Source organism: Halobellus litoreus (assembly GCF_024464595.1).
Classification (GTDB): domain Archaea; phylum Halobacteriota; class Halobacteria; order Halobacteriales; family Haloferacaceae; genus Haloquadratum; species Haloquadratum litoreum.
The window spans coordinates 702,567-722,969 of sequence record NZ_JANHAW010000001.1 but is presented as its reverse complement, the minus strand read 5'-3'; the positions used below and the strand labels follow the sequence as shown (position 1 = coordinate 722,969).

Annotated in this window: 25 protein-coding genes; 10 read left to right on the top strand and 15 right to left on the bottom strand. The window is 65.8% G+C overall.

The annotated features are described in order from the left end of the window. Positions 1 to 34: 34 nt before the first annotated feature. From NO360_RS03615 to NO360_RS03600, 4 genes are all read right to left on the bottom strand, one after another. Positions 35 to 190, bottom strand: coding sequence for a rubrerythrin-like domain-containing protein (locus NO360_RS03615; RefSeq protein WP_256306085.1), 156 nt, complete (start codon positions 188 to 190; stop codon positions 35 to 37). 104 nt (positions 191 to 294) lie between these two features. Then, positions 295 to 1,143, bottom strand: coding sequence for a TatD family hydrolase (locus NO360_RS03610; protein WP_256306084.1), 849 nt, complete (start codon positions 1,141 to 1,143; stop codon positions 295 to 297). 103 nt (positions 1,144 to 1,246) lie between these two features. After that, on the bottom strand, positions 1,247 to 1,759 hold the full coding sequence (locus NO360_RS03605) for an NYN domain-containing protein (RefSeq protein ID WP_256306083.1): 513 nt from the start codon (positions 1,757 to 1,759) through the stop codon (positions 1,247 to 1,249). 79 nt (positions 1,760 to 1,838) lie between these two features. Continuing rightward, a complete protein-coding gene (locus NO360_RS03600) occupies positions 1,839 to 2,987 on the bottom strand; it encodes a mechanosensitive ion channel family protein (RefSeq protein ID WP_256306082.1) in 1,149 nt (382 codons plus the stop codon). 206 nt (positions 2,988 to 3,193) lie between these two features. Between NO360_RS03600 and NO360_RS03595 the strand changes: the two genes are divergently transcribed. The 4 genes from NO360_RS03595 to NO360_RS03580 all read left to right on the top strand — a co-directional run bounded on the left by NO360_RS03595 (position 3,194) and on the right by NO360_RS03580 (position 6,649). Next, a complete protein-coding gene (locus tag NO360_RS03595) occupies positions 3,194 to 3,472 on the top strand; it encodes a DUF7999 family protein (RefSeq protein ID WP_256306081.1) in 279 nt (92 codons plus the stop codon). 216 nt (positions 3,473 to 3,688) lie between these two features. Beyond that, complete coding sequence (locus NO360_RS03590) at positions 3,689 to 4,759, top strand: amidohydrolase family protein (protein ID WP_256306080.1); 1,071 nt, start codon at positions 3,689 to 3,691, stop codon at positions 4,757 to 4,759. Beyond that, positions 4,756 to 5,259 (top strand): metal-sulfur cluster assembly factor, encoded by a 504-nt coding sequence (locus tag NO360_RS03585; RefSeq protein WP_256306079.1) that lies wholly within the window; start codon positions 4,756 to 4,758, stop codon positions 5,257 to 5,259. Before NO360_RS03590 ends, NO360_RS03585 begins: the two co-directional genes overlap by 4 nt. Before the next feature lie 46 nt (positions 5,260 to 5,305). Beyond that, positions 5,306 to 6,649, top strand: a complete 1,344-nt coding sequence (locus NO360_RS03580) for an MFS transporter (protein WP_256306078.1) — start codon at positions 5,306 to 5,308, stop codon at positions 6,647 to 6,649. A 34-nt stretch (positions 6,650 to 6,683) separates the two neighbouring features. Here the strand turns inward: NO360_RS03580 and arsB are convergent, their stop codons facing one another. The 6 genes from arsB to NO360_RS03550 form a co-directional block, all read right to left on the bottom strand. Next, positions 6,684 to 7,868, bottom strand: coding sequence for an ACR3 family arsenite efflux transporter (gene arsB / locus NO360_RS03575; RefSeq protein ID WP_305149076.1), 1,185 nt, complete (start codon positions 7,866 to 7,868; stop codon positions 6,684 to 6,686). A gap of 5 nt (positions 7,869 to 7,873) precedes the next feature. Further along, positions 7,874 to 8,299, bottom strand: coding sequence for an ArsR/SmtB family transcription factor (locus NO360_RS03570; RefSeq protein ID WP_256306077.1), 426 nt, complete (start codon positions 8,297 to 8,299; stop codon positions 7,874 to 7,876). Between the two features lie 260 nt (positions 8,300 to 8,559). Then, entirely contained in the window at positions 8,560 to 9,648 is a 1,089-nt protein-coding gene (locus tag NO360_RS03565) for an ABC transporter ATP-binding protein (protein WP_256306076.1), read from the bottom strand. 16 nt (positions 9,649 to 9,664) lie between these two features. Further along, a complete protein-coding gene (locus NO360_RS03560; protein ID WP_256306075.1) occupies positions 9,665 to 10,483 on the bottom strand; it encodes an ABC transporter permease in 819 nt (272 codons plus the stop codon). Then, a complete protein-coding gene (locus tag NO360_RS03555; RefSeq protein ID WP_256306074.1) occupies positions 10,480 to 11,412 on the bottom strand; it encodes an extracellular solute-binding protein in 933 nt (310 codons plus the stop codon). The genes NO360_RS03560 and NO360_RS03555 overlap by 4 nt, the downstream gene beginning before the upstream one ends. 82 nt (positions 11,413 to 11,494) lie before the next feature. Next, entirely contained in the window at positions 11,495 to 11,770 is a 276-nt protein-coding gene (locus NO360_RS03550) for a CDGSH iron-sulfur domain-containing protein (RefSeq protein ID WP_256306073.1), read from the bottom strand. Between the two features lie 246 nt (positions 11,771 to 12,016). Here NO360_RS03550 and NO360_RS03545 point away from each other — a divergent pair, with 246 nt between their 5' ends. The 5 genes from NO360_RS03545 (at position 12,017) to gcvPB (ending at position 17,003) form a co-directional block, all read left to right on the top strand. Further along, positions 12,017 to 12,505, top strand: coding sequence for a DUF6789 family protein (locus tag NO360_RS03545; protein ID WP_256306072.1), 489 nt, complete (start codon positions 12,017 to 12,019; stop codon positions 12,503 to 12,505). Positions 12,506 to 12,694: 189 nt separating this feature from the next. Continuing rightward, positions 12,695 to 13,786: a glycine cleavage system aminomethyltransferase GcvT gene (gene gcvT, locus NO360_RS03540; RefSeq protein WP_256306071.1), complete on the top strand. Its 1,092-nt coding sequence runs from the start codon at positions 12,695 to 12,697 to the stop codon at positions 13,784 to 13,786. After that, on the top strand, positions 13,786 to 14,166 hold the full coding sequence (gcvH, locus tag NO360_RS03535) for a glycine cleavage system protein GcvH (protein WP_256306069.1): 381 nt from the start codon (positions 13,786 to 13,788) through the stop codon (positions 14,164 to 14,166). Before gcvT ends, gcvH begins: the two co-directional genes overlap by 1 nt. Positions 14,167 to 14,235: 69 nt before the next feature. Beyond that, complete coding sequence (gene gcvPA / locus NO360_RS03530; protein WP_256306067.1) at positions 14,236 to 15,582, top strand: aminomethyl-transferring glycine dehydrogenase subunit GcvPA; 1,347 nt, start codon at positions 14,236 to 14,238, stop codon at positions 15,580 to 15,582. After that, positions 15,582 to 17,003, top strand: coding sequence for an aminomethyl-transferring glycine dehydrogenase subunit GcvPB (gene gcvPB / locus NO360_RS03525; RefSeq protein WP_256306065.1), 1,422 nt, complete (start codon positions 15,582 to 15,584; stop codon positions 17,001 to 17,003). The genes gcvPA and gcvPB overlap by 1 nt, the downstream gene beginning before the upstream one ends. Positions 17,004 to 17,021: 18 nt before the next feature. Here the strand turns inward: gcvPB and NO360_RS03520 are convergent, their stop codons facing one another. The 3 genes from NO360_RS03520 to NO360_RS03510 form a co-directional block, all read right to left on the bottom strand. Next, positions 17,022 to 17,183, bottom strand: a complete 162-nt coding sequence (locus NO360_RS03520; protein WP_256306064.1) for a DUF7838 family putative zinc beta-ribbon protein — start codon at positions 17,181 to 17,183, stop codon at positions 17,022 to 17,024. 141 nt (positions 17,184 to 17,324) lie between these two features. Further along, positions 17,325 to 17,639, bottom strand: a complete 315-nt coding sequence (locus NO360_RS03515; protein ID WP_256306062.1) for a HalOD1 output domain-containing protein — start codon at positions 17,637 to 17,639, stop codon at positions 17,325 to 17,327. A gap of 37 nt (positions 17,640 to 17,676) precedes the next feature. Next, positions 17,677 to 17,997 (bottom strand): hypothetical protein, encoded by a 321-nt coding sequence (locus tag NO360_RS03510; protein WP_256306061.1) that lies wholly within the window; start codon positions 17,995 to 17,997, stop codon positions 17,677 to 17,679. Positions 17,998 to 18,371: 374 nt separating this feature from the next. Between NO360_RS03510 and NO360_RS03505 the strand changes: the two genes are divergently transcribed. After that, on the top strand, positions 18,372 to 19,178 hold the full coding sequence (locus tag NO360_RS03505; RefSeq protein WP_256306059.1) for a TrmB family transcriptional regulator: 807 nt from the start codon (positions 18,372 to 18,374) through the stop codon (positions 19,176 to 19,178). A 94-nt stretch (positions 19,179 to 19,272) separates the two neighbouring features. Here the strand turns inward: NO360_RS03505 and NO360_RS03500 are convergent, their stop codons facing one another. After that, the gene (locus tag NO360_RS03500) at positions 19,273 to 19,620 is read right to left on the bottom strand and encodes a hypothetical protein (RefSeq protein ID WP_256306057.1); all 348 of its coding nucleotides are present in this window, start codon (positions 19,618 to 19,620) and stop codon (positions 19,273 to 19,275) included. Positions 19,621 to 19,933: 313 nt separating this feature from the next. Continuing rightward, on the bottom strand, positions 19,934 to 20,392 hold the full coding sequence (locus NO360_RS03495; RefSeq protein ID WP_256306056.1) for an acyl-CoA thioesterase: 459 nt from the start codon (positions 20,390 to 20,392) through the stop codon (positions 19,934 to 19,936). Positions 20,393 to 20,403 lie beyond the last annotated feature (11 nt).

The following is a 20,403-nucleotide window of genomic DNA, read 5'->3' as shown; positions in this document are numbered from 1 at the left end:
CCGACACACCGTCGTCGATCGACCACTTCGGTCGTTACTCCAGGGACTTGCGCCGGTTCTGAAACTGCCCACCGCACTCGCAGGTCCCGGGGTTGGAACTCGCTTCGACGATGCTGCCGCATCGCAGGCACTCGTAGGTCGAGTCGGTGCCTGACGCGTTCCGGCTGTCCCGGTCGTGACCGTGGGGCATAGCTAGAAGTAGTCGGCTCGAAAACATAAGTATTGATACGGTACTTCCCGCGCCCCCGGAGGTGGACAGGGGCCGAGGCCCGCCCCAGACCGAACGGCGAGTCCTCACCGCGACAGCGTCGCGCGCGTGTCGATCCCGTAGACCCGCTGCGGCGTCTCCACGTGGGCGCGCTCGACGGCCTCACCGTGGCCCTCGTCGAGCAGCCACCGGACGCGCCGCGGGACGGTCTTCGGACCCAGGACCGCGCCCGGGCGGTCGGGGTCGTCGACGAAGTCCGTCTCCATCAGGAACGGCGCGCCCGACTCGGCGGCGACTTCCAGTCGCTCTTTCTCGCTCATCACGCTCGGCGTCGGCCCGGCCAGCGTGCCGCCGGCGTAGTGCTTGACGACCCGGTGGGACGGCAGGCCGCGCTCCTCGGCCCACTCGGCCACCTCGGTCAGGTCCTCGGACGCCTCGGTGTGCAACTGCACGGCGCAGTCGAGGTCCGCGCCCAGCGCGAACGCGTGCCGCATCACCTCGTTTGAGGCCGCCCACACGTCATCGGAGACGTCGTAGTGCGGTCGGCCGGACTTCAGCGCGAGCGCGTCGCCGTCGCGGACGAACTCGGCTGCCTGATCCAACCCCGCGCGCATCAGTTCGCCCGCCTCCGCGGAGGAGAACCCGCGGTCGTCGACGAGTTTCGAGACGAGACCGGGGTGGACGCCGAGGACGGGCCACGCCGTCCCCGGCAGGATCTCGCTCGCGCGGTCGACGACGTCGATCGTGGTCTCGAAGACGGGACGGAAGTCGCCGCCCGCGTCGGGCTCGACGCCGAGGAGCCACGACGGCTTGTTCACGACGAGCAGGTGCGTCCCGCCGAGACGCGCGAAGTCGCGGACGGCGTCGAGGCCGCGGCCGTGCTTCGGGTCGAGGTGGAGGTGGTTGTCGAGCACCGGCGTTCCGAGCTCTTCCATACACTCTCTCCTCGCTCGGGTGCAAAAGTTCGTCCGCTTTTCGGCGATAGCGTGACCGTGTCACGACAGCGTGACCGTGCCACGACAGTGTGACCGTGCCACTTTACCCGTCGTACCCGACCAGGGTGGGGCCGTCGTCCTCGTCGCTCGCCTCCTCGATCGTGACGCGTTCGGTCGCCGCGTTCCGCAGGGCGTCCGAGCGGCCGAACTCCCCCGGTGCGATGGCGAACGTCCGACAGCCGTAGGCGTTCGCGGTCTCGATAGCGGGCTTGAAATCGGTGTCGCGGGAGGCGATGGCGATCACGTCCGCGCGGTCCTCGACGGCGAAGCGGGTCACGTCGACCGCCAGCCGGACGTCGACGTCGCCGCTCGTGACGACGACCTCGAAGCCCCGCGCTTCCGCCGCCTGAATCAGCCCCGGCGTCGCGTGTTCGTCGAGATAGAGCCGCATCGCGGTCAACTGCCCGGCCGCCGCGGCCGCCTCGCGGACGTCGTCGAGGTCGACGTCGAACTCGTCGCGGAGGACGTTCGGCCCGTCGACGAAGAGCGCGACCCGCGGTTCCGCGGGGTCGTCGCCGTCGGAGTCCTCCGCGTACAGCCGTCCCAGGAGGTCCATACCGCAGCATTCGCGGGGGCAACCATAACGACGACGATGTCGTAACTCACGACGCTGCGGCCCTCCGAGACCGCTGCATCTACGCCGGATCGTGCCTGTCGCGCCTGTTAGCGACGCCCTCCTCTGCGGAGTGGACCGCCGTCCTCCCGGCGTTCGCCTCGGTCGCGAGGTCGGGGACCGCTCCGGTGACTGTCACGTCGCGCTTCGGGTATGGAATCTCGATCCCGGCCGCGTTCAGCGCCTTGTACAGCGCGCGGTTGAGTTCGTGCTGCGCGCGCCGCCGTCGCGTGGGACCGTTGACCCAGCAGAGGAGTTCGTACTGCAGCGCCGAGTCGCCGAACGAGCGGAACCGCGCCCGCGGCTTCGGCGAGTCGCGAACCAGCGACTCCGCCATCGCGACCTCGACGAGGAGTTCCTCGAACGCGTCGATGTCGGTCCCGTAGGCGACGCCGATCGGCACCCGGATGCGACGGCGGCGCTGCGGCGCGGACTCGTTCGTCACCTTCGCGGCGTTGAGCGCGGCGTTGGGAACGGTGACCATCACCTCGTCGCGGGTGAGAAGCGTCGTCGAGCGGACGCCGACCTTGATGACCGTCCCGGCGGTGTCGTCGTCGAGGACGATGTAATCGCCGAGCTTGTAGGTGTCGTCGAAGTACAGGGCGATCCCCCCGAAGAAGTTCGCGACGGTGTCCTTCGCGGCGAAGCCGACGGCGATCCCCGCCACGCCCGCGGCCCCCAGAAGCGGCGTGATCTCGATGCCCCAGAGCCACAGCAGCGTCCCCGCGCTGCCGACGACGACCGACAGCGTCCAGATGTTCGAGAAGACGGGTGCAAAGTCGAACCGCCCGCCCTCCTCGTTGACGGCGGCGACGAGTCGGTTCACCACCTTGTTGGCGGCGTACGCCCACACGAGGACGAGAATCGAGAGCGCGGGTCGTCCGAACAGGTCGTCGAGGGTCCCCGGATCGATTACCACCGACGATCGCACCGAGGGGACCTGCGTGAGCACGAACACCCCCACCAGCGCCGCGGTGACGACCATCGGCACGCGGAGCGTGGAGAAGACGATGTTGTCGTACTCCGTGTCGGTGGCGGAGACGTACCGTTTGGCGAGTCGGAGGACGACGAACTCCATCGCGACGGCGGCCGCGAGAGAGACGATAAGCACCACGAGCGTCGCTTCGCTCGCGGACAGGCCCTCGAAGAGTCGGATCAGTGGCTCGATCATACCGATTGATGGCGACTCGGTGAGATAACCGTTTCTCGGGGACAACTGTCGATCGAGTCGCTCGAAGCCGACAACCAGCTACCGATGGGAACGTCTCGCATCCGACCTGTCCGAGGTTGTCTCCTCCATTTCGAATAACACGTTCATACCCCTTATATTCTTTATAGCGTAGATTTATCAACTAATTCCTCTTCTAACTGGATAGAATGAGTTCAAATACCGGTTCTAGTCCTGATTCGTTCACAGTAGTCTCCGAGATGAACAGCCACGACGCGGTGACGGTTCGTTCGACCACGACACACGCGACCTACCACCTGGTCGATTTCGCCGACGACGCCACCCGGGAGGCGCTTTCGTCGCTGTCGGTCGGCGAGTCCGTCCGCCTCGACCTCTCGCGCGTCGGCCGCCGTGGGAACGTCTGGCGTGCCGACGACGCCGTCTCTCGGCCTCGCGCCGAGGTCGCGACCGGATCCGCCGGAAGCTGATCGGCAGTATCGTAGTCGCCCATAGGTTCCCGCGGCCGGGGAACGAGCGTCACCGGTATCCCGTCCCGACCGAACCTGCCGGATGGCTACGGGACTCCCTATTCTCCCTGCGGCTCTCGTTCTCGCGGTTCGACACCGCTCCGGGCCGCCTCTTTACCACGAGCGTGGGTCTCCCGCTCCCAAACACATATGATTACGGTCTATCATTAAAGAGCTATGAGCGAACTGGACGACGTGTTCGTCGCGGACGCCGTCGTGCACGCGTACAACCAGGCCGAATCGAACTTCCGAGTGCCGCGGTACGCGCAGCAGGTCGCCGAGATCGGCGTCGGACTGGAGAGCAAGATGCCCGAGGGGTACCGGCGGACCCGCGAGTCGTTCCTCAGCGACTGGCCGATCGAGGAGACCGAGAACTCGCTCTTCCGGGAGAGCCGGACAGACTTCGCCGTCGTTCACCCCCAGTCCATCACGGTGTTCCACGACGGGCTCACCGCCGAGGCGAAGGCCAGGGAGTTCGTCGAGCGCAACCCGACGCGGGCGGCGGCGCTGGCCAGCGTCGACGCCGTCGGGATGGAGGACCCGCAGGCGGAACTGACCCGGCAGGTCGAGGCGTTCGACCCCCACGGCGTGAAGGTGTACCCCTCCTACTGGGAACAGGACGGGACCCACCACGGCTTCAAGATGGACGACCCCGAGGTCGCGTTCCCGCTGTGGGAACACGCCGCCGACCTCGGCCTCGACGTCGTCGCCGTGCACAAGGCACTCCCCTTCGGCGCGGTCCCGATGGACTCGTACAAGGTCGGCGACGTCGAGGAGGCGGCCGCGTCGTTCCCGGATCTCACCTTCGAGATCGTCCACGGCGGGCTCTCGTTCGCCAAGGAGACCGGCTGGCAGATCGCCCGGCACCCCAACGTCTACGTCAATCTCGAACTCACGCTTGCGGAACTCGTCACGTCGCCCGAGTCCTTCGCTGAGACGCTCGAAGACCTCCTCTACGGCGGGGGCGAGCAGGCGCTCGACAAGATCCTCTGGGGCACCGGCGCGCCGCACTTCCACCCCGGTCTCCTGCTCGAACGCTTCTGGGAGTACGACTTCCCGGAGATGAAGAGCTTCTCCGGGACGTTCGAGATCACGAAGGAGGACAAGAAGAAGATCCTCGGTGAGAACTGGGCGGAGGCGCACGGCTTCGATATCGACGAGATCCGATCGGAAACCGAGGACGACCAGTACAGCGACGTCGAACTGACCGACGAGTGGCAGTCCACGGGGTTCGAGGTGGCCGAATGAGCGCCGAATCCGAAGAGTCCAACGACGTCGAATCCGAGAGGCCTGGCGACGTCGAATCCGAGGGATCCATCGACGCCGGGGCCGCAGTCGCCCCCGATACCATCGACCGTGTCGACGCCGACGGGAGCGTCCCCGTCTCCCGCGTCTGCGAGCGCCTCCGCGAGGTCGTCGACCCCTGCAGCGCCGCCACGGGGTCGAACCTCGACATCGTCGAGATGGGACTGGTGAAATCCGTCGACGTCGACGACGGTCACGTCGACGTCGAGATGCGGCTCACCTCGCCGATGTGCCATATGGTTCCGTACTTCTACGAGGAAGTCGAATCCGGCGTCGGCGACCTCGACGGCGTCGGCTCGGTCGAACTCGACACCGACGCCGGGTTCGAGTGGAGCGAGGAGTTGATGTCTGAGGGCGCGAGGAGAAAACGACAGGCAGTTCTCGACGAGCAGGCTGCGCGGTACGAGGCCGAGCGATCGGCAGAGCGTCACTCGGACGCGTAGGGTCACCGGGATATATCTCACTCCGGTTCCGACGTCCGGTCGTCAGATGACGTCGGGACGAACTGCGACCGAGGCGGACGAGTCGGGACCGTTTCACGCCTTCCGCCAGTTCTTCGCGCTCGAACGCGACGTCCTGGTGCTGTCGCTCGCGATGTTCGCGTTCAGCCTCGGCTTCCAGATGACGAACCGCTTCCTCCCGGAGTACCTGGTCGCCCTCGGCGCGAGCGGGTTCGTCGTCGGGTTGTTCGGGACCGTCGGCAACGTCGTCTCCGCGGTGTACCCCTATCCCGGCGGCGCGATCTCCGATCGGATCGGCTCGCGGCACGCGCTCACGCTGTTCGGCCTGGTGTCGACGCTCGGGTTCGGCCTCTGGCTCGTCGCGCCTGGCATCGGACCGCTCTCAGTCGCCGGCCTGACCGTCGAGCCGTGGGTCTGGATCTTCGCCGGCCTCCTCCTCGCGCAGGCGTGGAAGTCGTTCGGACTCGGGGCCACCTTCGCGGTCGTCAAGCAGGCGACCGATCCGTCCCGGCTCGCGGCGGGTTTCGCCAGCACCGAGACGTTCCGGCGGACCGCGTTCCTGCTCGGCCCCGTGCTCGCGGCCGTCCTCATCGGTCTGCATCCGGCGTTCACGGTGAGCTTCCGGTACGTCTTGGGCGTCGCGGTCGTCTTCGGCGTCGTCGGGACCGTCGCGCAGCATCTGCTGTACGACGCGAGCGAGGACACGATCGGCGGTTCTTTTGCGGGCCTCGCGCGGATCCGTCGGGATCTCGGGGAGATGCCGAGCGAACTTCGCCCGCTCCTCGTCGGCGACACGCTCGTCCGCTTCGCCAACGGGATGGTCTACGTCTTCTTCGTGCTCGTGGTCACGCGGACCTACGGGGTCGGCCTGGAGACGACAGTCTCGCTCGCGGGACTCTCCTACGCCGTCGACCTCTCGCCGGCCGCGTTCTTCGGCTACCTGCTCGGCGTCGAGATGCTGGTCGCGCTGCTGGTGATGGCTCCCGCCGCGAAGGCGGCCGAACGCGTGGGACTGAAGCCCGTCGTCGCGCTCGGTTTCGCCGTCTACGCCGTCTTCCCGGTCGTCCTGATCAACGCGCCGGCGACCTCGGTGGCGATGGTCGTCGTCTTCGCGTTCTCGGGCCTCCGGTTCGCCGGGCTTCCCTCCCACAAGGCGCTGATCGTCGGCCCCGCACAGCAGGGTGCCGGTGGACGCGTCACCGGAACGTACTACCTGTTGCGAAACACTGTCGTGATCCCGAGCGCGGCGCTCGGTGGCGCCCTCTGGGAGTTCGTGAGCCCCGAGGTGGCGTTCTCCGTCGCGGCCGCCGTCGGTATCGTCGGCACGGGCTACTTCCTCCTGTTCGGCGAGGAGTTCGAGGCGTACGCGTGAGCCGAAACGAGCGCGTCGAAGCGTCCGCCGTCCGTCAGTCGTCGTCCGTCGTCGGTTCGGTCGGCTCCGTCGCAGCGTCGCCCGCTGGTCCATCGAGGCTGCCGGTCGTGTACCCGCCCCAGTCGTACCGGTCTTGGAAGTACAGCGCGACGTTCACCAGCGCCAACAGGACAGGTACCTCGATGAGCGGGCCGACGACCGTCGCGAAGGCGACACCGGAGCCGACGCCGAAGACCGCGACGGCGACCGCGATGGCGAGTTCGAAGTTGTTCGAGGCCGCGGTGAAGCCGATCGCCGTCGTCGTCGAGTAGTCCGCGCCGATGCCGCGTCCCATCCCGAAACTCACCAGGAACATCACGACAAAGTAGATGGTCAGCGGCACGGCGATCAGCAGGACGTCGCCCGGAGAGGCGACGATTGCGCCGCCCTGCGTCGCGAACATCACGATCACCGTGAACAACAGCGCCACGAGCGTGAGCGGATCGATCGTCGGGACGAACACGTCCTCGTACCACGCGCGGCTCTTGACCCGAGTCCCGACGTAGCGGGTCAGAAAGCCACCGGCGAACGGGATTCCGAGGAAGACGACGATGGCCTCGAACACCTGCATCGGCGTGACGTCGAACGTCGTGATGCCCGCGAACAGCGCGTCCATCCCGAGCAGCGGCGGAAGAAACAGCGCGAAGAACCAGACGTAGACCCCGTAGGTGACGATCTGAAAGAGGCTGTTGAACGCCACGAGCCCCGTCACGTACTCCGTCGAGCCCTCGGCGAGTTCGTTCCAGACTAACACCATCGCGATGCACCGCGCCATCCCGATGAACACGAGTCCGAGGAAGTACTCGGGGCGCGCGGGCAGTCCGGGGACGAGTCCGCTGAAGAAGACGACTGCGAGTCCGAACATCAGCGTCGGGCCGATGAGCCAGTTCTGCACCAGGCTCAATCCGAGGACCCGCCAGTTGCTGAAGACCGTCGGGAGCCGGGAGTAATCGGCCTTCGCGAGCGGCGGGTACATCATCAGCACGAGTCCGATCTCGACGAGGTGGAGGTTCCGGATCGGCCCGGTCACCGACGGTGCGACGGTGCCGAGGCCGACGCCGATCGCCATCGCACCGAAGATCCAGACAGTGAGGTACTTGTCGAGGAAGTCCATCGACCGGGGATCACCACAGCTCTCGCACTCGCAGTCGGGGCCGTGCTCGTGTTCGACGGCACTCATCGCCCTTACTCGCCTCCCGGTGCGTCGCCTCTCTCGCCGCCGCTCACGCTCCCCTCGATGACGGTGACGAACGCCACCGCCCGGTTCGTCGCCCGGTACATTTTCCAGCGACCGTCCTTTCGGCCCTCGACGAGGCCCGCGTCGACGAGTTTCGAGAGGGCGTGGCTCAGGCCGCTCTCGCTCACGTCGACGACCGCGTTCAACTCACAGACGCAGAGTTCACCCTCGGCGGCGACGAGAACCCTGACGAGCGTGTAGCGCGTCTCGTTGGCGAGCGCCGACACGACGTCGAGTTCGGCCTCGACCTGCGTTTTCCCGAGCGCCGCTTCGAGCGTTCCCAGTTCGTCGAGTCGGCGTTCGACGTCCTCGCTTCGACACTCCCCGAGTTCGTCCTCCAAGTAGCGCCGGAGCCGCTCCGTTGCTTGTGCCATCGAGAATCAGTTGAATAGAATCTAAATTAATTGTTTCGGTAGCTTGGTAGAAGTGCGACTGAAAGCGCTATAGAATGATTCTATTCGGTATCGTGAAAAATTCTGGTTGAATAAATCTTGAATCTCGCCCGAAAATTCCGGGCAATTCGTGTGAGCACGGACGAGCGTCTCGCGAGAATCGGCGAGACATCACCGGTGCCAGGGGGTGACGGGTGCAGCGATCCTCGTGGACAGGGCGTCGTCGACGGCGGATCTCGGGATCAGGTTTCCAAGAGCGTGACCCGCCGGCCCTCGTCGCGGTCGAACAGGTGTAGTCGGTCCGCCGCAAAGGCGACCGCGACGGCGTCGTCGACCGCCGGCGGCGACGACGCGTGTTCCGCGACCAGTTCTGCTCCGTCGCCGACGCTGACGGTCACGTCGTACCGGCGGCCGACGTCCGCGACGCGACTGACCCGACCCGCTATCGAGGGCAACGCGGTCTCCACGTCGGGATCACGGATCGAGAGGTCCTCGGGGTGCACGTGACAGGTGACGGTCGTGCCGTCCGGCACGTCCGCCTCGACGCTCGGGAGCTCGATCTCCTGTTCGCCCGCCCGGATCCTGAGCGGGGCCCCTCCCGAGATCGCGCCCGAGAACGTGTTCGACCGGCCGAGGAACGACGCGACGAACGGTCCCGGCGGGGACTCATAGAGCTCTCGCGGCCGTCCGCTGCCGGCGATCCGACCGCCGTTCATCACGACGAGGCGGTCGGCGAGGGCCATCGCGTCCTCCTGGTCGTGCGTGACGAACAGCGTGGTCACGCCGGTCTCCCGCTGGATCCGCGCGATCTCCTCCCGCAACCGGATGCGCAGCGTCCGATCGAGCGCCGACAGCGGCTCGTCGAGCAGCAGCACGTCCGGCGACGGGGCCAGCGCCCGAGCCAGTTCCGCGCGTCGCCGCTGCCCGCCGCTCAACTCGGCCGGCCGCGCCTCCCGCTGTTCGCGGAGCGACACCAACTTCAGGTGGTCGTCGACGAGTTGGTCCCGGCGAGCGGGGTCGATACCGCGGGCCGCGATCCCGTAGGCGACGTTCTCGCCCACGGTCATGTGCGGATACAGCGTCGACCGCTGGAAGACGACGCTGATCCCGCGGTCCTCGGGCGGCACGCCAGTCACGTCCTCGCCGCGGAGCGCGATCCGCCCGGCCGTCGGGCGGACGTGGCCCGCGACGGACTGGACGACGGTCGTCTTCCCGCAGCCGCTGGGGCCGACCAGCGCGACCAGCTCGCCCGCCTCGATTCCGAACGACACGTCGTCGACGGCCAGTTCGTCGCCGTAGCGATGCGAGAGCCCGTCGACCGCGAGCCTCATTGCTCGATCACCAGCCTCATTCCTCGACCACCGTCGGAATCCGACCGAACCGCTGTACCGCCGTGATGACGACGAGCGTGATGGCGAGCAAGGCGAGCGCGAGCGGTACGATCGTATCGATGCCGCCCGCGATGAAGTCGATCCAGATCCGGGTCGGAATCGTTCGGGGGTTGTACGCGACCATCATCGTCGCCCCGAACTCGCCGATGGCCCGCGCGAACGTCAGGGTGACCCCGGCGAGGATCGCGCCGCGAGCCAGCGGGAGCGAGACGTTCCAGAACGTCGCGAGCGGCCCGTATCCGAGAGAGCGGGAGGCCTGTTCGAGGCGTTCGTCGACGGCACCGAACCCCGCGCGCGCGGTGATGACCACGAAGGGCGCGGCGACGAAGGTCTGGGCGAGGACGACGCCGAGGAGGCTCCCGGTGAGCGGGACGCCCGCGGCGGCCGCGACCCGTCCGATCGGCGTGAAGCGGCCGACAGCCGTCAGGAGCATCGCCCCGCCGACGACCGGGGGAAGCACCAGCGGCAGAATCACGATCCCCTCGACCAGCCGTTTGCCGGCGAACGACGTCCGCGCGAGGGCGAAAGCCAGGGGAACCCCGAACAGCGTCGCGATCGCCGTCGAGACGGGCGCCGTGAGCAGGGAGTTTCGGATCGCCACTTGCGCCTCCGGCGCCGACAGTCTGGCGATCACGTTCGCCGTCCCGGTGCGCGAGAGAAACGCGAGAAAGGGGAGCGCGAGATAAACGAGGAGGAGACCGCCGAGAACCACCGGGACCAACCGTCCCGGTATTCGGAGCGATCGCCTCGAACGGACGGAATCGGTGCGGTTCATACGTCGATGGCTCCCGGGGGGTCACCGTTGCTCTCGGGTAACGCTGTCGTGACGGTCAGCCCGGCATCGTCGAGTATCGCCGGGTTGTCGGCGAGGAACTGCACGAACCGCCTGCCCGCGTCCGGGTTGTCGGCGCCGTCCTTCGTGGTCGCGTTGTAGATGATCGGTCGGCCCGCCGCGGTGTATCCCTCGTCAGTGGTGTAGGTGGCGGTCGCGTAGTGGTCCGCCAACTCGGGGTCCGAAAAGTTGTACGCGTCGGGGAACTCGAAAAACGGCATCTCGTGGTCGATCGCCATATTCCGATAGACGACCGCCGCGGCGCGGGACCCGCTCTCGACCCCGGCCATCATTTGCGGTTCCTCCGGCTCCGTGTACACGCGCTGCAGCATCTGTTCTCGGAACCCGTCGAGATCGTGTTCGCGCGCAGCGAGTTCGAAGGCCTGAACGGCCCGGTAGCCGAGCGGATCCAGGTCCGGATCGCTGATGGCGACCTCTCCCGGATCGGCCCCCCGAACCACCTCGTACCAGGGCTGTCCGGCGTCGAGGGCGCGACCGACGGACGTCGATTCGTGATAGCCGAGGCCGAGACTGTTCGTCGCGAACTCCACGTCCCAGTCCGTGAACTCGCCGTAGAGACGGTCCCGGAGGAGCGTCGCGTCGGCGCTCACGATCACGTCCGGGTGTTTCGTCCGGTCCTCGACCATCCGCATCACCGCGTTGGTCCCGTAGTACTCGCCGTGGACCGTAATCCCCGTCTCCGCCTCGAACGCGGGAGCGACGTGGTCGTCGAAGGTACTGGCGAGGCTTCCGGCCGACAGGACGAAGACCGACTCGGTGGCCGACCCTACGCAGCCAGCGTATCCACCGACGGCGGCGGTTCCGAGCGCCGCCAGGTAGGTACGTCGCGAGACAGTCGTCCCACTAGCCATAGTAGAAACCATATGAGATAATCAATTAAGAATAGCGGAACGGAATCCGGTTACGACACCCATGCCGACTTCCCGACCGTGCTCATTCCGCGTTCTCGGCAGCGTCGTCGTCGGCCGTTTCGTCGGCGGCGTACGCGACGCGGTCGACTTCGCGACGACGTAGCGACCCGTCTTCCTCGACGTACCGATACAGCACGTCCTCGTCTTCGGACCTCGTGTTCCGATGGGTCCCGTCGCAGAACGGAAAGTCACCGGACAGCCCGCACCGACAGACGGCGACGTCTCCCTTCTCGGGGTCGAGGTCGGACTCGTCCAGTTTCAGCGGTCCCGTCGCGTCGTGTTCCACCAATCGGCTCATAGTCGGGTGTTTTCCGGCGGAACAGATAACGACGGCGCTCGTTCGATTCCGGAGGCCGTCGCGTCCCGATGCAGCGACGCCGACGGGGACCGTGCCGCAGCGACACGACGGTCGTGGTGTGGCCACCTGTTCCGCAGCGCTGGTCGGAACTCCCCGTGGAGATGGAACCGAAACCGGCGGGCCGTCGAATACATTTACTCTCTGACAGCTAGACATATTTTTGATATATGATACTGAAGTGAAAGTATGGACCCAGTGCGAAGCAGCCTCGCCGGTGGCATCGCGGCGACGATCGCGCTACTGATCTTTCTGCTGATCACGGACTTCCTCCTCGCAGGCGTCGATATCTTCGTGTTCGCCACGTTCACCAGTCTGTGCGCCGTCGGCGGACCACCCTACTGTGAACTCGGTTCCTCGACCGCGACGCTACTGACGATTCTCTGGTTTTTCCTTCTCTACGCCGTCGCCTGGCCGCTCCTCTTCGCCGGGTTCACCTGGGGTCTTCCGGGCGAGACCGGACTGGCACACGGGGTCGTGTTCGGCCTTCTCCTCTGGGCGGGCTACGTCGCCGTCGTGTTGGCCAACGTCGGTCTCGGCGGGCAGACGGTCGGCCAGAACCTCCCGATGTTGCTCGTCACGTTCGTCGCGTATCTCCTCTACGGACTCGTGCTCGGCGGCGGATACGATCGCCTCGCTCACCATCGAACCTTCCTCAGTAGCGACCGATCCGCATAGGGAGTCGAGCGTCGCCGTGAGACGACGACGACCCGTTCGGGACTGAGACACCGATCGGAACCGATAGCTGTCCGGTGTGACCCCCGCTGACGCTATTTGCTATCGCAGTATGCGATTTATCACCGCAAAATCGGTCGGAACTGCGGCGAACATACCAAAACATTTCTTGCCGCGAACCTACCCACCAGTATGGCCCTTCGGAAGCCACCGCTGTACGACGTCTACGCCGAGGACGCGACCTTCACCGGGTTCGGGGGGTGGGATATGCCGGTCGAGTTCGAGTCGATTCGGACCGAACATAAGGCCGTTCGCGACTCGGTCGGGATCTTCGACGTCTCGCATATGGGCGAAATCGTCGTGAACGGACCGGACGCGACGATTCTGATGCAGCGGCTCACGTCCAACGACGTCGAGGCGCTCTCACCGGGCGAGTCGCAGTACTCGACGATCACCGACGAATCGGGGACGATCGTCGACGACACGATCGTGTACCGACTCCCCGAAGAGGAGAACCGATACCTCTTCGTGCCGAACGCCGGCCACGACGACGAGGCGTATCGGCGGTGGGTCGACCACCGAGACGAGTGGGGCCTCGACGCCGACGTCCGCAACGAGACCGACGCGTGGGCGATGGTGGCAGTGCAAGGGCCGGATGCGGTCGAAACGGTCGACCGCGCGAGCGACGCCGACGTCACCCCGCTGTCGTGGGGCGACGTGATCGAGACGGAGGTCGCTGGCGTCCGCTCGTACGTCTCCCGAACGGGATACACCGGGGAGGACGGCTTCGAGATCATCGCGCCGACCGACGAGATCGAACCGATCTGGTCCGCGTTCGCGGAAGACTGCACGCGCTGCGGGCTCGGATCCCGCGACACGCTTCGGACCGAGATGGGGTTTCTCCTCTCCGGGCAGGACTTCGATCCCGACGCGGAGCCGCGGACCCCCTACGAGGCGGGCATCGGCTGGACCGTCGCGCTCGACACCGACTTCGTCGGTCGCGACGCCTTGGCGACCGTCGCCGAGGCGGGCGTCGAAGAGACGTTCGTCGGGCTGATCCTGCGGGAACGCGGGATCGCCCGGCACGGCCACGACATCGTCGCGGACGGCGAGGTCGTCGGCCACGTGACGAGCGGGACGATGAGTCCAACGCTGGGCGAGCCGATCGCACTCGGCTACGTCCCGACGTCGCTGTCGGAGCCCGGAACGGAGCTCGCAGTCGTCGTTCGCGACCAGGAGAAACGCGCTGAAATCGTTCCCACACCATTCATCGAGGACAACTAATGTTCGAAGTACCCACAGACCGCAAGTACCAGGAATCACACGAGTACGCCACGACCGACGGCGAGACCGCGACAGTCGGCATCACCGACTTCGCCCAGGACGAACTGGGCGACGTCGTGTTCGTCGAACTGCCGGAAGTCGGCGACGAGGTAACGCAGGGGGCCGAGTTCGGCGTCGTCGAGTCGATCAAGGCCGTCTCGGACCTCTACGCACCGATCTCGGGAACCGTAACCGCCGTCAACGAGGACCTGTTCGACCGCCCCGAACTGGTGAACCAGGAGCCGTACGGCGACGGCTGGATGCTCGAAGTCGAGGTCAGCGACGACTCGGAGTTCGACGAGCTGCTCTCGGCCGACGACTACCGCGAGCAGACCGAGTGATCACGATGAACCCGAACGTTCGTCGACGCGGAGCCACGCGGCTTCCCCCGGCAGCGGGAGGTGCGGCCGATGCGTGACGGCGGTCGTCACGAGCGGACCGAGGGGAGCCCGTTCGCGCCGCACACGGCCGAGGAGACCGCAGAAATGCTCGCCGCGGTCGGGGTCGACAGCGAGGACGACCTCTTCGACGTTCCGTCCGAGGTCCGCTTCGACGACGACCTCGGGATCGAACCCCGGAGCGAGCGCGAACTCCGCGCGGAACTGTCGTCGACGCTCGCGAAGAACGACGACCTGACGGAGTTCCTCGGCCGCGATCACCACTCCCACTACGTCCCCTCGGTCGTCGACGACCTCTCACAGCGCGCGGAGTTTCTGACCTCCTACACGCAGTACCAACCGGAGATCACTCAGGGCTTCCTGCAGGCGCTCTTCGAGTACCAGTCGCAACTCGTCGAACTGACCGGCCTCCCGGTCGCGAACTGTTCGATGTACGACGCCGCGACGGGGCTGGGAGAGGCGGCCCGACTCGCCGATCGGGTTCGAAGGGTGTCCGGGTCCGCCGTGTTGGTCCCCGAAATCCTCCACGAGAACAAGCGCGCCGTGCTCGCGAACTACGTCGACGGCACCGACCTGCAGATCGAGACGTACCCGATGGACGACGGTACCGTCGACGTCGAGGCGCTCTCGGAACTCGCGGACGCGGAGACGGCGATGATCTACGCGGAGAACCCGACCGTCCACGGGACGATCGAGGAGCGGCTCTCCGAGGTCGGTGCCGTCGCCGACGAGGCGGGCGCGCTGTTCTGTCTCGGCACCGACATCGTCGCGCTCGGACTCCTCGAGGAACCGGCTAGCGTCGGCGCGGACGTCGTCGTCGGCGAGGCGGACGCCCTGGGGTTGCCGACCGCCTACGGGATGGGCCTGGGGCTGTTCGCGACGCGCGAGAAGTTCCTCCGGCAAGTCCCCGGCCGCCTCGTCGGGGCCGGCGAGGACGCCGGCGGCAAGCGCGCGTACACGCTGACGCTGCAGACCAGAGAGCAGCATATCCGCAAGGAGCGCGCCACCTCGAACATCTGTACGAACCAGGCGTGGGTGGCGCTGCGGACCGCGATGCACCTCGCGCTGCTCGGCGCGGACGGCCTCGTCGATCTCGCGAGCCAGTGCGTTCGCGAGGCGGCGGCCCTCGCCGCACAGCTGGACGAACTTCCGGGCGTCAGAGCGCCGGTCCACGACCGGCATCACTTCCGGGAGTTCCTCGTCCGCACCGACCAGCCCGCCCCGGCGATCGCGCAGGATCTCGAAGCGAACGGGTTCGCGGTTCACGTCGTCGACGACCACCTCCTGCAGGCGTGCGTCACGGACGTGAACGCAAGCGAGACGGACGCGCTCGTCGAGGCGTTCGAGGAGGCGCTATAATGAACCACGATCAGGCACGCTACGGCGACGACGACCGATACGAACCGCTGCTCTCCGAGAAGGACGCGACGACCGTCGACGTCGGCGAGGAATCGCCGTTGCCAGACGATCTGACCCGCGAGAGCCTCGAACTGCCGGGGCTCTCCGAGCCCGAACTGGCCCGCCACTACACGCGGCTCTCGCAGATGAACTGGAGCGTCGAGACCGGGCCGTACCCGCTCGGGTCGTGTACGATGAAGTACAACCCCTCGTTCACCGAGGACGTGGCGGCCGATCCGAACGGCGGCGTCCACCCCGACCGCTCCGAGGAGACCGTCCAGGGGACGCTCGAACTGCTCGCCGGCCTCCAGGACTACCTCGCGCGGATCGGCGGGATGGACGCGGTGACGCTGCAACCGCCGGCGGGCGCGGCCGGGGAGTTCACCGGGATTATGATCGCGAAAGCGTGTCACGAGGCCCGCGGCGACCCGCGATCTGAAGTGATCGTGCCCGCGTCGGCCCACGGCACGAACTTCGCGAGCGCCGCGATGGCGGGTTACGACGTCGTCGAACTGCCCTCGGGCGAGGACGGTCGGGTCGACCTCGACGCGCTGGAGGCGGCCGTCTCCGAGGACACGGCGGCGCTGATGCTGACGAACCCGAACACGGTCGGACTCTTCGAGCGCGACATCGAAGAGATCGCCGAGATCGTCCACGACGCGGGCGGTCTGCTCTACTACGACGGCGCGAACCTCAACGCGCTGCTCGGCCGTGCGCGTCCCGGCGATATGGGCTTCGACATCATGCACTACAACGTGCACAAGACGTTCGCGACGCCGCACGGCGGGGGTGGCCCGGGTGCCGGTCCGGTCGGTGTCGTCGACGAACTCGCGGAGTTCCTCCCGCGACCCCGGGTTCGCGAGCGCGACGGTCGTTACGAACTGTACGATCCCGAACGGAGCATCGGCAAGGTCCACGGCTATCAGGGCAACTGGCTGGTCCTGGTGAAGGCCTACGCCTACATCGCCCGGCTCGGGGACGCGGGACTGAAAGACACCTCGGCGAAGGCCGTGTTGAACGCGAACTACCTCGCCGAACGAATCGACTACGACATCCCGTACGGCCCGTTCCACCACGAGTTCGCGGCCACGGCGGGCGAGCGCGACGCGGCCGATATCGCGAAGGGGATGCTCGACTACGGCGTCCACCCGCCGACGACGAAGTGGCCCGAGTTCGTCCCGGAGGCGATGCTCACCGAACCGACGGAGGCCGAGAACAAAGCGTCACTCGACGACCTCGCCGCGGCCTTCGACGCCGCGATGGCCGATTCCGACGCCGAACTCGAGACCGCGCCGTCGAAGACGACGGCGCGCCGGATCGACCAGGCCGACGCCGCGCGGAACCCGCGGCTCTCCTGGCGGGCGCTCGACGGCGACGAGTGAGCGATCGAAAAACAGCGATTACGCCTTTGCGGTGCTGATGCCGTTGATCTCGATGAAGCCGTAGCCGCACTCGTTGCAACTCCACTTCGTCTTCGTGCCGAGGTGGAGCTCCATCGACGCAGTCTTCCAGAATCCCGTGTGACCGCACTCGGGGCACTCGTACTCGCGTTCGAGACTCATACGAGCGGGTTTGCGACGGGCGGTGTTGAAGATACTGATTCGATCAGCCGATCTCGCATCCATATATCGTATTTCACGATACGGAATCTATCGGCCGCGAACTGTCGGTACGTCGGGGACGGTCCAGGATCGCCCCGTGGATCACGCCATCCCGTCGGGTCGGACGACGATTCCGCCGTCGCCGAAGACCGTGATCGCGTGTCCGTCCACAGACAGCGAGATACGGAGATCACGTCCGGCAGTACGCGACGGGACCGACGTCAAGAGCGCGTTCAGGGCGTCGGGATCCACCGATTCGTACAGGGGTTCCAAGGCTGTCGGGTTGTCACCGGTCGCCTCCGCTATCGTCTCGACGATCGCCGTCGACGGCGGCGTCGATTCCCAGTCGTACCGCGCGCGGACGGTTTCGTGATCGGGATTCGAATCGGTCGGGTCCTTCGTTCGTTCGTCGCTCATTTCGCCTCCTTCAGTGATGTTCCGCTCTGTTGCATTGTCAGTGTTCGATCGGCTCCACGCCGTGAGTCGTCACGTGAGAGTCGGTTGGGTACAACGATGTGGCTGTTCCCGTCGGTCCGTACATCTGGTTGTCTAGCACTCTGACAATACCCCGGCCAGCGCCCGCGGTCGAGACGGACTGGCCCCCGACGACGACGTCGTTCTTCGATGCGGCGTCGCCGATCCAGTTCTCAACTGAGTCGAGGATGCAGCCGAATCGCGCCGCTACGCACTCATAAAAAAGGGTCCGTTCGGGGTCGAACCGGTGGGGTGCCCGACTGTTGGGGATTGCGGAGGTTCCGGCCGAATCTGCGTCCATATGTAACGTCCCTCCAGAGCCGCGAAACTCAGCCACGGTGGTGGCCGAGCCGGCGCGCGTTCGGGTTGTGGTTGGGACACAATTCCTCAACGCGCCAGATACACGATAGCCTTCCTCCGGTATAATCATTTTGTGATTAATCGAGTTAAACTTCAATATTTATTTCTCGTCTATATACTTCCGTTTGAGACGTTTTGAATCTACTGTGATCATTCTAGCAACAACAAATTATGTTATCGAATACCCCCGCTAGCGCAACTCGCTAGCTCGGTTCGAACGGCCGAGTAGGCGGGTCCCCCAGTAACAACGCCTATTTGCCCAGCGGAGAGAGAGTTTGACGACCGCGGGGTATCCCGGGGTGTGAGTTGGGACACATGAGTACGGAAAACGCGTTAGACGAGGCAACGGAGGTGCTCCAGCAACTGGGGCTGAAGGAGTACGAAGCGAAGTGTTTCGTCGGTCTCTCGCGACTCTCGACGGGGACGGCAAAACAGCTCAGCGAGATCACCGACGTGCCCCGAACTCGGGTGTACGACGCCGTTCGAGTCTTAGAGGCGCAGGGACTCGTCGAAATCCAGCATTCGAGCCCGCAGCGATTTCGCGCGGTTCCACTGGAGGAAGCGACCGAAACGCTCCGTGATCAGTACGAGTCGCGGGTGAAACGTCTGGGGGAGGCCCTCAGGAGCGCTGGCGATATCGAAAGAGAAGAAGAGGATCCCGTTCAGGAGGTGTGGGCGCTCTCGGGAAGTGACGCGATCGCGAACAGATCGAATCAGCTCATCAGCGGTGCCGACGAAGAGGTCGTCTTAGTACTCGGCGACGACTCACTACTGACGGACGATTTGATCGACGCCGTGGAGAGACTCGAAGACGAGGTCGACGTACTCGTCGGCGCAGTCAACGAATCGCTCGAAGCGCAGATTCACAGGGTGCTTCCGGGGGTCACGACGTTCGTCTCCGGTCTCGAGTGGTTGCGTCCGCAGCCGAACTCGGAGGACGAACTGGCGATCGGACGACTCCTCCTCGTCGATCGCTCGAACGTCCTCGTGAGCACGATCCTCTCTGACACGCGCGAGGAACAGGCGATCTTCGGCGGCGGATTCCGAAACGGCCTCATCGTGATCGCGCAACGACTGCTGTCACAGGGGTTGTTTCCCGGCCGCGATCCCCGCGAGGATTGAGATTCGGAATGGCGGACTCACAGCGCTCGACGGACAGCGCGCGGAAAGGTGCGTTCCGGCGGATCGAGCGGAACTCCGGTCCCGAAACCCGCCGCTACTTCCAGTCCTCGGGTAGCAGTCCCCGATTGGCTTCGAGTAGCTCCAACAGCGGCCTGATTTCGTCGAATCGAGGCCCGTCGGTGACGAGAAGTCGCTGTCTATCCGGGGAGCCCTTCCGAGGCTGATCCACGTAGCCTCCCGACACCAACTTCGGGAGGTGGACGTGGGTCAGCTGAATACGTCGCCGTCGCTCGTCGATGTCGGACTCGATCGCGCCGGCATCCAGCGGGAGCCCACCGTTCCGCGTCGCGTTCAGCAGCGCGAGCAGCAGCCGACGACGTTCGAGATTCGATATCGCCGTCAATTGCTCGTCGAAAGAGCTGACGGAGAGCCGCTCGTTCATACTCCGGTATCGGATCACACCGTCCTAATTCCCGCACAAATTCACAACGGAGATTATTTTGATTATTCGAGTGAATGCCAGCGACCCACTCTGGTATCGCCGCGCGGTCGGTATCGCGGTTTTTTCGCGAACGCTATGTCCTCGATAATTGGCCGTGAGAGTCGGATATTTGATTCGCGCGGGTGCAGTCCCAGACCGGAACCCGGGTGTGGGAGACCGATCGAACGCGCACGACCGAGTTCGGGAGCCGAGGCACTCGGCGCTGACGGCGGCAGTTCGATTCGGCGGGCGAGGTTGCGGGCTCCGACTCGACTCACCGGTCGTCGACGCGCTCGTCGTGTCGGTCGCCGTTTGCGGCGTCTCTGAGCTCGATCGCACGCTCGGAGGAGACGTCGAGGTCGGGAACGGGGGTCGGGGAGTTGTCCTCGTCGATGGCGACGTAGACGAAGTGCGATTCGGTCGTGAGTTCGGTGTCGCCCGAGAGCGGGTCCTCGCTGAACACGCGGAGGTAGACGCTGACGCTCGTCGTGCCGGCGTCGTAGACGTACGACTTGATGAGGGCGGTGTTCCCCCGCGGAATCGGACGGTGGAAGTCGACGCCCTCCATCTGCGCGGTGACGACCGTCTGGCCGGCGAAGCGCATCGCCGACATCGCCCCGACCTCGTCCATCCACTTCATGACGTTGCCGCCGTGGGCGGTTTCGTTGTTGTTGGTATCGTTCGGCTGTACGAGGACGCGGTTTTCGATGTACGTGTCTTCGAGCGGGATCATCACCGGGCTTT